Annotated in this window: 11 protein-coding genes; 5 read left to right on the top strand and 6 right to left on the bottom strand. The window is 62.4% G+C overall.

The genetic code is table 11. From position 1 onward, the window contains the following. Positions 1 to 38: 38 nt before the first annotated feature. Positions 39 to 1,526, top strand: coding sequence for a YifB family Mg chelatase-like AAA ATPase (locus IAE37_RS02435; protein ID WP_201168606.1), 1,488 nt, complete (start codon positions 39 to 41; stop codon positions 1,524 to 1,526). Positions 1,527 to 1,720: 194 nt separating this feature from the next. Beyond that, positions 1,721 to 3,511, top strand: coding sequence for a monovalent cation:proton antiporter-2 (CPA2) family protein (locus IAE37_RS02440; RefSeq protein ID WP_201168615.1), 1,791 nt, complete (start codon positions 1,721 to 1,723; stop codon positions 3,509 to 3,511). Position 3,512: 1 nt separating this feature from the next. On the opposite strand, the gene IAE37_RS02445 is transcribed toward IAE37_RS02440, so the two are convergent. Both IAE37_RS02445 and ycaC (IAE37_RS02450) read right to left on the bottom strand, forming a co-directional pair. Next, entirely contained in the window at positions 3,513 to 3,800 is a 288-nt protein-coding gene (locus IAE37_RS02445; RefSeq protein WP_201168618.1) for a HigA family addiction module antitoxin, read from the bottom strand. 920 nt (positions 3,801 to 4,720) lie between these two features. Next, positions 4,721 to 5,350 carry an isochorismate family cysteine hydrolase YcaC gene (gene ycaC, locus IAE37_RS02450; RefSeq protein WP_201168621.1) on the bottom strand — a complete coding sequence of 210 codons (630 nt, stop codon included), beginning with the start codon at positions 5,348 to 5,350 and terminating at the stop codon, positions 4,721 to 4,723. A 278-nt stretch (positions 5,351 to 5,628) separates the two neighbouring features. Here ycaC (IAE37_RS02450) and IAE37_RS02455 point away from each other — a divergent pair, with 278 nt between their 5' ends. After that, a complete protein-coding gene (locus tag IAE37_RS02455; RefSeq protein WP_201168624.1) occupies positions 5,629 to 6,540 on the top strand; it encodes a LysR substrate-binding domain-containing protein in 912 nt (303 codons plus the stop codon). Between the two features lie 89 nt (positions 6,541 to 6,629). Here the strand turns inward: IAE37_RS02455 and IAE37_RS02460 are convergent, their stop codons facing one another. The 4 genes from IAE37_RS02460 to ycaC (IAE37_RS02475) form a co-directional block, all read right to left on the bottom strand. Then, positions 6,630 to 8,471: an amidohydrolase gene (locus IAE37_RS02460; RefSeq protein WP_201168627.1), complete on the bottom strand. Its 1,842-nt coding sequence runs from the start codon at positions 8,469 to 8,471 to the stop codon at positions 6,630 to 6,632. A 193-nt stretch (positions 8,472 to 8,664) separates the two neighbouring features. Continuing rightward, positions 8,665 to 9,483 (bottom strand): alpha/beta fold hydrolase, encoded by an 819-nt coding sequence (locus IAE37_RS02465; RefSeq protein ID WP_201168630.1) that lies wholly within the window; start codon positions 9,481 to 9,483, stop codon positions 8,665 to 8,667. A gap of 35 nt (positions 9,484 to 9,518) precedes the next feature. Next, positions 9,519 to 10,085 carry an antibiotic biosynthesis monooxygenase gene (locus tag IAE37_RS02470; RefSeq protein ID WP_201168633.1) on the bottom strand — a complete coding sequence of 189 codons (567 nt, stop codon included), beginning with the start codon at positions 10,083 to 10,085 and terminating at the stop codon, positions 9,519 to 9,521. 114 nt (positions 10,086 to 10,199) lie between these two features. Further along, positions 10,200 to 10,829: an isochorismate family cysteine hydrolase YcaC gene (ycaC, locus tag IAE37_RS02475; protein ID WP_201168636.1), complete on the bottom strand. Its 630-nt coding sequence runs from the start codon at positions 10,827 to 10,829 to the stop codon at positions 10,200 to 10,202. Between the two features lie 290 nt (positions 10,830 to 11,119). On the opposite strand from ycaC (IAE37_RS02475), the gene IAE37_RS29050 reads away from it, so the two are divergent. Together IAE37_RS29050 and IAE37_RS29055 are read left to right on the top strand one after the other, a co-directional pair. Further along, positions 11,120 to 11,644 (top strand): PAAR domain-containing protein, encoded by a 525-nt coding sequence (locus tag IAE37_RS29050; RefSeq protein WP_328822686.1) that lies wholly within the window; start codon positions 11,120 to 11,122, stop codon positions 11,642 to 11,644. Between the two features lie 15 nt (positions 11,645 to 11,659). Further along, positions 11,660 to 12,445, top strand: coding sequence for a hypothetical protein (locus IAE37_RS29055; RefSeq protein ID WP_328822687.1), 786 nt, complete (start codon positions 11,660 to 11,662; stop codon positions 12,443 to 12,445). Positions 12,446 to 12,838 lie beyond the last annotated feature (393 nt).

Genomic DNA, 12,838 nt, shown 5'->3' on the forward strand with positions numbered 1-12,838 from the left:
CAGGAAGCGGTGCCTTCAGCAGCGACAACGGAGCGTCCATGTCCCTAGCCCTCGTCCACAGCCGCGCCCAGGTTGGCGTAGAAGCCCCTGCCGTCAGCGTCGAAACCCACCTGGCCAACGGCCTGCCCCACCTCACTTTGGTCGGCTTGCCAGAAACCACGGTCAAGGAAAGCAAGGACCGGGTGCGCAGCGCCATCGTCAACTCGAGTCTCGACTACCCGGCCAGGCGCATCACCCAGAACCTAGCCCCCGCCGACCTGCCCAAGGACGGCGGGCGCTATGACCTGGCCATCGCCCTGGGCATCCTCGCGGCCAGCGGCCAGGTGCCGGTGGCCAGCCTGGCCGAGCTCGAATGCCTCGGCGAACTGGCGCTGTCCGGCAAGCTGCGGCCGGTGCAGGGCGTACTGCCGGCCGCGCTGGCGGCGCGGGAGGCAGGCCGGGCGCTGGTGGTGCCCACGGAAAACGCCGAGGAGGCCAGCCTGGCCGGTGGGCTGGTGGTGTATGCGGTGGGCCACCTGCTGGAGCTGGTGGCCCACCTCAACGGCCAGGTACCGCTGTCGCCCTATGCGGCCAACGGCCTGCTGCTGCAACAGCGGCCCTACCCCGACCTCAGCGAAGTACAGGGCCAGGTCGCGGCCAAGCGCGCCCTGCTACTGGCCGCGGCCGGGGCGCACAACCTGTTGTTCACCGGGCCACCGGGAACCGGTAAGACCTTGCTGGCCAGCCGTTTGCCGGGGCTGTTGCCACCTTTGGACGAACACGAGGCACTGGAGGTCGCGGCAATCCGTTCGGTGTGCGGTGGCGCGCCTTTGCGCAGTTGGCCGCAACGGCCGTTTCGCCATCCCCACCACTCGGCGTCGGGACCGGCGCTGGTGGGCGGCAGCAGCCGGCCGCAACCGGGCGAGATCACCTTGGCCCACCATGGCGTACTGTTTCTCGACGAACTGCCCGAATTCGAGCGCCGGGTGCTCGAGGTGCTGCGCGAGCCCATGGAATCGGGTGAGATCGTGATCGCCCGGGCCCGCGACAAAGTACGCTTCCCGGCCCGCTTCCAGTTGGTGGCAGCGATGAACCCCTGCCCGTGCGGCTACCTGGGCGACCCTTCCGGTCGCTGCCGTTGCAGCACCGAGCAGATCCAGCGCTACCGCAACAAGTTGTCCGGGCCGCTGCTCGACCGTATCGACCTGCACCTGACCGTCGCCCGCGAAAGCACCACGCTGGCCTGCGCCCCGAGCGGCGATACCAGCGCTATCGTGGGCGCTCGCGTGGCCCAGGCACGGGAGCTGCAGCAACAGCGCCAAGGCTGCGCCAATGCTTTTCTCGACCTGCACGGGTTGCGCCGCCATTGCGCGCTGGCAGAAGCCGACCAAGCCTGGCTGGAAACCGCCTGCGAGCGCCTGACCCTGTCCTTGCGCGCCGCCCATCGGCTGCTCAAGGTGGCGCGCACGCTCGCCGACCTCGAAGGCGCAGTGGCAATCACCCGATCGCACCTGGCAGAGGCTCTGCAATACCGGCCCGGAAGCTGAACGAGCATCACGCCCGCGACCTGGGGCGCGTTTGCCGGAACGACCGCGAAGGGGGCCCTGCAAACCATCATTGTCTCGCTGGCCAGGACATTGTGTCTCCCAGAGGCCTGATTGTATTGGCCTCGCCTGGGCTTCAGAATCGTCCTCCATACTAGGGCAAACGCTGCTTCCGGCAGCTCATGGAGTACGAGCCAATGCCACACGAAGGCAGCCTTCTGCAAACCGCGGTGATCTTCCTGTTCGCCGCGGTCCTCGCCGTCCCCCTGGCCAAGCGCCTGCAACTGGGTGCCGTGATCGGCTACCTCCTCGCGGGCGTGGCCATCGGTCCCCAGGCCCTGGGCCTGATCCGCGATACCGAAAGCGTTGCGCACATCTCCGAGCTGGGCGTGGTCCTGCTGTTGTTCATCATCGGCCTGGAGCTGTCGCCCAAGCGCCTGTGGCTCATGCGCAAGTCGGTGTTCGGCGTCGGCAGCGCGCAGGTGCTGCTGACTGGCGCGGCCATCGGCGGCATCGCCCTGTTCGGCTTCGCACAGTCGTTGCCAGCGGCCCTGGTGCTCGGCCTGGGCCTGGCGCTGTCGTCCACCGCGCTGGGCCTGCAGAGCCTGGCCGAGAGCAAGCAACTCAACGCCCCCCATGGCCGCCTGGCCTTCGCCATCCTGCTGTTCCAGGACATCGCCGCGATTCCGCTGATCGCCCTGGTGCCGCTACTGGCCGCGAGTGGCCCGGACACCAGCCACGGCGACAGCCTGCAACATGGCCTGAAGGTTTTCGCCAGCATCGCCGTGGTGATCGTCGGCGGCCGCTACCTGCTGCGCCCGGTATTCCGCACCGTGGCCCGCACCGGCCTGCCGGAAGTGTCCACCGCCACCGCCTTGCTGGTGGTCATCGGTACCGCCTGGCTGATGGAGGAAGCCGGTATTTCCATGGCCCTGGGCGCGTTCCTGGCCGGCTTGCTGCTGGCCGACTCTGAATACCGCCACGAACTGGAATCGCAGATCGAGCCGTTCAAGGGCCTGCTGCTGGGGCTGTTCTTCATCAGCGTCGGCATGGGCGCCAACCTGCGCCTGCTGCTGGAGATGCCGCTGGTGTTGCTGGGTCTGACGCTGCTGCTGATTGGCGTGAAGCTAGCCCTGCTGATGCTGGTCGGGCGCCTGGCCGGTGGCCTGAACAAGGCCAGCGCCCTGCGCCTGGGCATGGTCCTGGCGGCGGGCGGCGAATTCGCCTTCGTGGTATTCAAGCTGGGCAAGGACCAAGGCCTGTTCGACACCCAGACCTACGACCTGCTGCTGATGACCATCACCTTGTCGATGGCCATCACCCCACTGCTGATGCTCGGCTGCGCGCGCGCCCTCAAGCGCCCGCAACCGGTCCAGCGCGAAGTGCCCGAGCAGTACAAGCAGATCCACACCGATGCGCCGCGGGTGGTGATCGTCGGCATGGGCCGCATGGGCCAGATCGTCGCGCGGATCCTGCGGGCGCAGAAGATTCCGTTCATTGCCCTGGAGACGTCGGTCGACAACATCGAGATGACGCGCATGTTCGAGCAGGTGCCGGTGTTCTACGGCGACCCGTTGCGCCCCGAGGTGCTGCATGCAGCCAAGGTCGGCGAGGCGGAGTATTTCGTCATCACCACTGACGATCCCGAAGTCACCACCCGCACTGCCGAGCAGGTCAAGCGCCAATACCCGCACCTGAAGGTGCTGGCCCGCGCGCGTAACCGCCAGCATGTGCACAAGCTGGTGGACGTGGGCGCCGAGCCGATCCGTGAGACGTTCTATTCCAGCCTGGAACTCACCCGCCGCACGCTGGTGGGGTTGGGGTTGAGCGACGAACAGGCGGCCGACCGCATCGCCCGTTTCACCCAGCATGACGAGGAAGTGCTGGTGGCCCAGGGTCAGGTACGGGACGACCGGGCCAAGGTGATGCAGACCTCGAAGGAAGCGCGGGTGGAGTTGGAGCGGTTGTTTGCGGGGGATGTGGATTGAGCTATGTCGCGAACACCAACGGCACGATCTTGGGGTGCTCACGATGTGCGGCCTGCCACAGATCGTAGGCTGCCTGCTCCGCAAGATACTGACGGGCAGCACCGAGGCCCGCGAGCTCCAGGCGGTCCGCAAGATCTGCCGATATCGCGGCCCGGCCGTTGAGTACTGTGGACAACTGCCCCCGCGAGTAGCCGAGATGCCGAGCCAGCTGTGAAACGTTCATGCCGATGGCCGACAGAACGTCTTCACGTAACGACTCCCCTGGATGGGGAGGATCGAACATAGGCATGGTATCGGTCTCCTAGTGGTAATCGACATGCGCCACCAGTCTGCATGTGATGAGCTGATATGGGGCCTTGATCCAGGCCTAAAGCGACGTGGGATTTTTCCTAGAGCCTGGAAGTACTTCAGGCACATGCCTCGAGCGTTGCAGCAGCGCTCGATCTTCAAGACAACAAACATCTGGCGACCAGCACCCTCCGACCCAAACAGCAGCCGTTTCCTACAGGAGTATCAACACCAACGATTTAACCTACAAACCGTGTCGACGCCCGTCTGATTGTTAGGGACAACTTTGATCTCTAGCCTGCAAGGGTCGCTGTCGGTTCAGCGATCGGGCGTGGAAACCCGGCTACTATTCGGATCGGTTGTCGTCATGGCAGCTGTACGCGGGAGGCCGCATGGCCTGCCGGGGCCCGATAGCCCGGCTTTCCACCCCGCGTACAGCCGCCACCCTTCACGTGGAAATGAAAGGTGCCGGTCAACATCTGTCGGAGTTTGGCTATGAAAAAAATCGTTCCCGATCCCCCGCTTCCCGCAACCTGTTTACGAGGCCAAGCGGCAGATGTTAGTGATCGTCACGCTCGAAAACGGCAAGACACTCTGGAACTTCATGCACTGCGAGGCGAAAGCGCTGAACAAACACCGGCACGGCATACTGCTTTATAAACGCTACACACTTTTGCCGGGCAAATAAAAAGGCCACTGTCACCAGTGGCCTCGAGAACACGCTTGATACTCGTATACACGCCCTCAAGCGGGGTGTGGAGGTCTCACCCTACGCTGATGATTCAGCCATCGACGGGGTTCCTACGCCAGCCTTCGCCGCTGAATGGCAGCTGGTTTCGCGCTCAACTGAAACGCTAACAACACCACTTGATCAAGTCAACGGTGAATCCGAAAACAGGCCACCTGTTGTTCGACAAGGTATTACTTACCCGCCGTCAACGCGTTGTAGCTAGTCATCAGGTTCCGATAATCCGGGATGTGGTTGGAGCACAGCGCCGCCAGCCCTTCGACATCGTTGCGCCAGTCGCGGTGCAGCTCACAGGCCACGCCGAACCAGGTCATCAGTTGCGCACCGGCCTGGCTCATACGGTTGTGGGCTGCATCGCGGGTCATTGCGTTGAAAGTACCGGAAGCATCGGTCACCACGAACACGTCGAACTCTTCTTCCAGAGCGGCCAGAGCCGGGAAGGCGACGCACACTTCAGTCACCACGCCGGCGATGATCAGCTGTTTCTTGCCCGTGGCCTTCACTGCCTTGACGAAGTCTTCGTTGTCCCACGCGTTGATCTGGCCAGGACGGGCGATGTACGGGGCATCCGGGAACAGTTCTTTCAGCTCGGGTACCAGCGGGCCATTGGGCCCTTGTTCGAAGCTGGTGGTGAGGATGGTCGGCAGGTTGAAGAACTTGGCCAGGTCGGCCAGGGCCAGCACGTTGTTCTTGAACGTGTCCGGCTCGATATCGCGGACCAGGGACAGCAGGCCAGCCTGGTGGTCGACCAGCAGTACGGCGGCGTCGTCTTTGTTCAGGCGGTTGTATTTGAAGTTGCTCATGGTGGTAACTCCTAAGGTTTCGATCTTCAGTGAGTTGGGAGTTTCGCGTTGATGAGTTAAGACTAAAACCTGGACCTTTGAGGCGGTAGACGGCAAAATTTGGCTTTAGCGTTCTATTTAATGAACGATGGATTTGTGGGGGGCGGTGCCGGCCCTATTCGCGGGTAAACCCGCTCCTACAGAATTCCCGCTGTCATCATGGACGCCGCTATCCCTGTAGGAGCGGGTTTACCCGCGAATAGGCCAGCACAGGCAACCCGATATCTGGAGGCCGATCATTGGAAGACCTCAACTCCCTCTACTACTTCACCCAGGTGGTCGAGCACGGCGGTTTCGCCCCGGCGGGCCGGGCGCTGGACATGCCCAAGTCGAAACTCAGCCGGCGCATCGCCGACCTCGAAGACCGCCTCGGCGTGCGCCTGCTGCACCGCACCAGCCGCCACTGCTCGCTCACCGAGATCGGCCAGGCCTACTACAACCGCTGCCTGGCCATGCGCGTCGAGGCCGAGGGCGCGGCGGAGATCATCGAGCGTAACCGCAGCGAGCCGCGCGGGCTGGTGCGCATCAGTTGCCCCACTACCCTGCTCAACGCCTGGGTCGGGCCGATGCTGACCCGCTACATGGCCAAGTACCCCGAGGTCGAGCTGTTCATCGAAAGCACCAACCGCCGCGTCGACCTGCTCCACGAAGGCTTCGACGTGGCGCTGCGCGTGCGCTTCCCGCCGCTGGAAAATACCGACATGGTGATGAAGGTGCTGAGCAACAGCACCCAGTGCCTGGTCGGCCAGCCGCGATACCTCGAGCAACTGCCCGAAGGATTCGACCCGCAACTGCTCGGCCAGCTGCCCAGCCTGCATTGGGGCGGCGCGCAGCGTGAATACCAGTGGGAGCTGTTCCAGGGCGAGGACAGCAGCCGCAGCATCGTCATCCCGCATACACCGCGGGTGGTCACCGACGACCTGTTCGCCTTGCGCCACTTCGTGGTCGCTGGTGTCGGCATCGCGCATCTGCCGCGGGTGGCGGTGCGCGAAGACCTGGCCGCCGGCCGGCTGGTGGAACTGCTACCCGATTGGCATCCGCGCTGCGGCATCGTCCATGCGATCTTCCCGTCGCGCCGCGGCCTGTTGCCGTCGGTACGCTCGCTGATCGATCACCTGGCCGAGGAGTTCGTGGTCAGCGACATGGCGTGAGTCAGGCCGGGGCAGCAGCAGTGGACACGGTAGGACCGCTGCCAATGCCCCCTACCTTGCTGGCCAACCTAGGCCCTACCCCTGCCAGCTCAGAACGCGAAACACGAACAACCCAACGCTCCCCAGAACCCCTGGAAATCGCTCACCGGCACGCTCGACTGGCGCGCCTTGTCATGGCTGTGGGCATGCACCCCACACGGCCCCGAGCACTGGTGCACGGTCGCTGCCAGCGACGGCGTGCCCACCCGCCAGTGCCCCGGCACCTTGGCCACCGGCGACCATTCGGGCAGTACCGGCACCTGGGGTGGGCCGAGGCGGTCGAACTCGCCCGCCGCATACACCACCTTGCCGTCGACGATGGTCAGCACCGACTCGATGCCCTTGATCGCTTCTTCCTCGACGCTGAAGAAGTCCAGCGACAGCGCCGCCAGGTCGGCCAGCTGGCCCACCTTGATCTGCCCCTTCTTGCCCTGCTCGCTGGAGAACCACGCGCTGCCCTGGGTGAACAGCTGCAACGCGGTGGCACGATCGAGGCCTTCCGGGTACAGCTCCATGCCACCGACGGTCTTGCCGCTGACCATCCAGTACAGCGAAGTCCATGGGTTGTAGCTGGACACGCGGGTAGCGTCGGTACCAGCGCCCACCGGCACGCCCATTTCCAGCATGCGCTTGATCGGTGGGGTCTGCTCGGCAGCCTTGGCGCCGTAGCGGTCGACGAAGTATTCACCCTGGAAGGCCATGCGGTCCTGGATGGCGATGCCACCACCCAGGGCCCGCACACGCTCGATGTTTTCCGGGGTGATGGTCTCGGCATGGTCGAAGAACCACGGCAGGCCATTGAACGGGATATCGCGGTTGACCTTCTCGAACACGTCGAGCATGCGCGTGATCGACTCGTTGTAGGTAGCGTGCAGGCGGAACGGCCAGCGCTGTTCCACCAGGTGGCGCACTACCGGTTCCAGCTCTTCTTCCATGGTCTGCGGGAGGTCCGGGCGCGGTTCGAGGAAGTCTTCGAAGTCGGCGGCGGAGAACACCAGCATCTCGCCGGCACCGTTGTGGCGCAGGAAGTCGGTGCCGCTGTGCAGCTTGACGCTGGAGGTCCACTTCTTGAAGTCGTCCAGCTCTTCCTTGGGCTTCTGGGTGAACAGGTTGTAGGCGATGCGTACGGTCAGTTGGTCGTTGTCGGCCAGTTCCTGGATCACCGAGTAGTCATCGGGGAAGTTCTGGTAGCCGCCGCCAGCGTCGATGGCGCTGGTCAGGCCCAGGCGATTCAGCTCGCGCATGAACTGGCGGGTGGAGTTGACCTGGTACTCCAGCGGCAGCTTCGGCCCCTTGGCCAACGTTGCGTAGAGGATCATCGCGTTGGGGCGGGCGATCAGAGCACCGGTCGGGTTGCCGAACTTGTCACGCTGGATTTCGCCACCCGGTGGGTTCGGCGTGTCCTTGGTGTAGCCAACAGCCTTGAGTGCGGCGCGGTTGAGCAAGGCGCGGTCGTACAGGTGCAGGAGGAACACCGGGGTATCAGGCGCCGCCTGGTTGATCTCTTCCAGGGTCGGCATGCGTTTCTCGGCGAACTGGAATTCGTTCCAGCCGCCGACCACGCGCACCCACTGTGGGGTTGGCGTGCGTGCCGCCTGGTCCTTGAGCATGCGCAGGGCATCGGCCACCGACGGCACGCCTTCCCAGCGCAGTTCCAGGTTGTAGTTCAGACCGCCGCGGATCAGATGCAGGTGCGAGTCGTTGAGGCCCGGGATGACCGTGCGCTGCTTGAGGTCGATGATCTGCGTGGCGGCGCCCTTGTGGGCCATGGCCTCGGCGTCGTTGCCCACGGCGATGAAGCGGCCGCCCTTGATGGCAACGGCGGTGGCGGTGGGCTTTTCGCGGTCAACGGTGTGCAGTTTGCCATTGAACAGAATCAGGTCGGCGGTCATGGAGCCTCCTCGGGGGAATATGTGGGCGCAACCGCAGAGCATGCCGGTTGGCGTGGCGTCAGGGCTTGGAGGATGTGCGGTGCCGGCAGGGCCGGCCTCTTCGCGGGCAAGCCCGCTCCCACAGGTACTGCACAGGAGTCAGGCTGTGCGCGGTCCCTGTGGGAGCGGGTTTACCCGCGAAGGCCTCCCACAGTTACTTCTGGAGGAACGCCAGCAGGTCTTCATTCAACTGCTGGGCGTGAGTCACGGCAAACCCGTGCGGCGCCCCGGCATACACCTTCAGCTCAGCCCCGTGAATCATCTCCGCCGCCCGCTTGCCGGTGGCCTCGAACGGCACGACCTGGTCGTCATCGCCATGGATCACCAGGGTCGGCACATCGATCTTTGCCATGTCCGGACGGAAGTCGGTTTCGGAAAAGGCGGTGACGCAATCCAGGGTGCCCTTGATCGACGCCAGCAACGCGATGTTCAGGGTCTGGCTCTGCACGCCCTGGGACACTTTCTGCCCATGGTTGATGCCATAGAACGGCGCAGCGAAGTCGGCGATGAACTGCGCGCGGTCGGCACGCAGGCCGGCCCGGATGCCCTCGAACACCGACAGGTCGACACCCTCTGGGTTGTCGTCACGCTGGCCGAACACCGGGGTCACCGCACCCAGCAGCACCAGCTTGGCCACCCGCTCGCTGCCGTGGCGGGCGATGTAGCGGCTGACGTCGCCACCGCCCATCGAGAAGCCCACCAGGGTCACGTCGCGCAGGTCGAGGTGCTCGATCAGCTGGGCAATGTCGTCGGCGAAGGTGTCGTAGTCATAGCCGGTCCAAGGCTGGCTCGACCGGCCGAAACCCCGGCGGTCGAAGGCGATGGCGCGGTAGCCGCGGCTGGCCAGGAATTCCATCTGCGAGTCCCACATGTCGGCGTCCAGTGGCCAGCCATGGCTGAACAGAACGGGCTCGCCGCTGCCCCAGTCCTTGTAATAGATCGAAGTGCCGTCGCGTGTAACGAGTGTGGTCATGTCGATATCTCCTTGAAAAACGTCGAGGTAAAGGCTCAGCCGCGCAGCCAGTTGGCACAGCGGCGGGTTACCCAAGGCATGATGTAGAACACCACGGGCAGGATGACGAACAGGTTGACGATCAGGTTGCCGCTGATCGGGCCGCCCAAGTGCGGGAAGCGCGCGAACAATGGCGCCAGCAACTGCGGGATGATCATGGTCATGGGGCAAATCACCAAGTAGGTCAGCAGCGCCTGCTTCCAGCGCGGCGGTTGCTTGGCGCTGATGCTGGGCGGCGTGAACCAGAACTCCGGGTCGTCGTGCACCTGGGTCTGGTCGCCGCCTTCGAGCAAGGGCAGCACTTCGTCGACCAGCGCCTGGCGCTCGGCGGAGTTGACCCAGGCCTGCAACAGGCTGGCATCGGCGAAACGCACCACGGTGGTGAAGTGTAGCCCGCCCTCGTCCGGGCGAATGACGTTGACGTCCAGGTGGCCTGGCTGGCGGCGCGCGGCGCTGACCGTGCGCTTGAGCCATTGCTCATAGGCCGCCAGCGACTCGGCGCGAGCCTTGTGCTGGATGACCAGGGTCACCACGTTGCGGTTGTCTTGGAGTGCGGTGTTCATCGGCGCTCCTTGGGATGAGCTTGCCCGCATCCACTGTGCAACGGCGGACGGACGGAGGATTGGATGGGTGTACTGCGCTGGGCGGGCACCGACTGGCGGCGCCCGGCGCCGGGCTTACTTGCTGGCGTTGAAGGCGTTGTAGCTGGTCATCAGATTGCGGTAGTCGGGGATGTGGTTGGAGCACAGCGCGGCCAGGCCTTCGATGTCGTTGCGCCAGTCACGGTGCAGCTCGCAGGCCACGCCGAACCAAGTCATCAGTTGCGCGCCGGCTTGGCTCATGCGGTTGTGGGCGGCATCGCGGGTCATTTCGTTGAAAGTGCCGGAGGCGTCGGTCACCACGAACACGTCGAACTCTTCTTCCAGGGCCGCCAGGGCCGGGAACGCCACGCACACTTCAGTCACTACGCCGGCGATGATCAGCTGCTTCTTGCCGGTGGCCTTCACTGCCTTGACGAAGTCTTCGTTGTCCCACGCGTTGATCTGGCCAGGACGGGCGATGTACGGGGCATCCGGGAACAGTTCTTTCAGCTCGGGAACCAGCGGGCCGTTGGGGCCTTGCTCGAAGCTGGTGGTGAGGATGGTCGGCAGGTTGAAGAACTTGGCCAGGTCGGCCAGAGCCAGCACGTTGTTCTTGAAGGCATCCGGCTCGATGTCACGGACCAGGGACAGCAGGCCAGCCTGGTGGTCGACCAGCAGAACGGCGGCGTCGTCTTTGTTCAGGCGGTTGTATTTGAAGTTGGTCATGGTGGTAACTCCTAAGGTTTCGATCTTCAGTAAGTTGGGTGTTTCGCGTTGATGGGAGAAGATTAAAACCTGGACCTTTGGAGCGGTAGACTGCGTTTTTTGGCTTTAGCGTTCTATCAATGGAACGATAGCTCTGTACTCAATTATCTCGATGACGCCCCCGCCGTATAAGCAGATGACATCCATGTCCTTATTCACCGTAGGACATTTCCCAAACTTCTCTCACCCCCAAATTACTTACCGTCAGGCTGCTAGGTTCCAGGCTTCCATCTTCAACACCGAGGTGAGCCATGGGTCAACGCATGAATATTCTCGGCAGAGGCCAAGGCCTGGACGGCGACGAAACCACCACCTGCCCCCGTTGCGGTATCGCGGGCACGATCATCGAGGGTGAACAGCGCTGGAAGCAGGACAACATACCGACCGCCGTCGATGGCTCGCTGGTGGAATGCGGCTGCCCGCTCGGTAGCAACCGCGTTGTTGCACCGCTGGGCCAAGGACCCGCCCCACGTCGCACGGTAGCACCCATTGCAGCCTATGAAGCACCACCACAAACCCGTGCTCATGCACCTGAAAACAGTGCCTACCCACCCACCGCGTTACAGCCATCGTCTGCACCGCAAGCCATGGCGCCGGGCTTCTACATCGTGCCGCGGTGCATGACGTATCCGGAGGTGCTGAAAGAGCTTGGTGCTCCCCAGGCCAACCTACCCCACTCGCTCCTGCAGCGCCTGAACCCGACCTATCAGCAGGGGTTCAAGGCGGGGGAGATCTTCGTCATCGGCGACGGCCTGAGTCGGCCGGTCTGTACGTAGGAAGAACTGTTTGCGATGAACGCGGCGAAACAGGCGCGCGAAGCGCTGGCGAGCCTGACGCCAGAAGAGGCCGAGTTCATGGTGCAGCACCAGGCAGAGATTGCTGGGTTGCTCAGTGATGTGAGCGTGGCGGTGGGAATGAGCCAGGCAATGATGAACAAGTCATTGGAGGAGCTCAGCTCGATATTGCGAAAAATCGAAGAGCTGCATAGAAGTCAGTTCATCAAGTACGGGCACCTGAGAAGCGACGATTTCTTCAAGGAGCGCAAAAAGCTATTTCAGCAATTAGATAGAAATCTGAAAATGACCGTTATGAACAAGCACTTGAATCTTGGTGATTACAAAGCGCTACGTCGGGACCTCGGCATTTCCTCCAGGAGTTTGGTACACCACTGGAGTAAAGCCGGGGGACCGCTCCATATTCCAGGCTATTCCACACATTTGGATAAACTGGCCAAGATGGCTAAATATTTAAAAGCCGGAGGCTACATAGGAATTGCCTTAGGGGGTGCAAGCTCGGCGGTTAAAATTGCAGAAGTGTGCCAGGCAGGGAATACCAAGGCCTGTAAAAAAGTCAAATTCACAGAGGCCGGTAATTTTTCTGGAGGACTTGTTGGTGCATGGTATATGGGCAAATTGTCACTCAGAGCTTCTGCACATATCTGCTTGAGAGCCGGGGCTGGTAGTTTAGTATGTGGGGTGGCCATCACAGGAGCAGGTGCTGTAGTAGGAAGCGTCGCGGGAATGGATGCGGGCGAAAAAATCGTCGACGTGATCTTTGAGGCTTTTCATGATGATTGATCACCTCGACTTGAAGCTGAAGTTACTTTTGTTAGCCTCTCCGTTCTTCCTATGCTTCATTGGGCTTGCGGTAGATTTGCGCATTGTCTGTTCAGGTGGGTATGAAGTAATGACTTCAGCCCTGCAGCGAAGTAAGTGCCTTGCATTCGCTATTGCACTGTGTGGAGAAAAAAGCATAAGTTCAAAAATCATGGTAACCTCCATGATATCAGGCGAACTTATGACTCCCACCTACAGCATACGCCGAGGGTCTCTGGACATTCAAGATTACTTACACTTCCCCGAACCACTCAAAAGGAAAATAATATTTTCATCCAGAATAAACGCTGCAGGTGCATTCTGGTTGATGCTCAATTATTTCATCCTATAGAAATGTGAGTGGGATAACCGTCA

The sequence above is a fragment of the Pseudomonas sp. S31 genome (assembly GCF_016648105.1).
Classification (GTDB): Bacteria; Pseudomonadota; Gammaproteobacteria; order Pseudomonadales; family Pseudomonadaceae; genus Aquipseudomonas.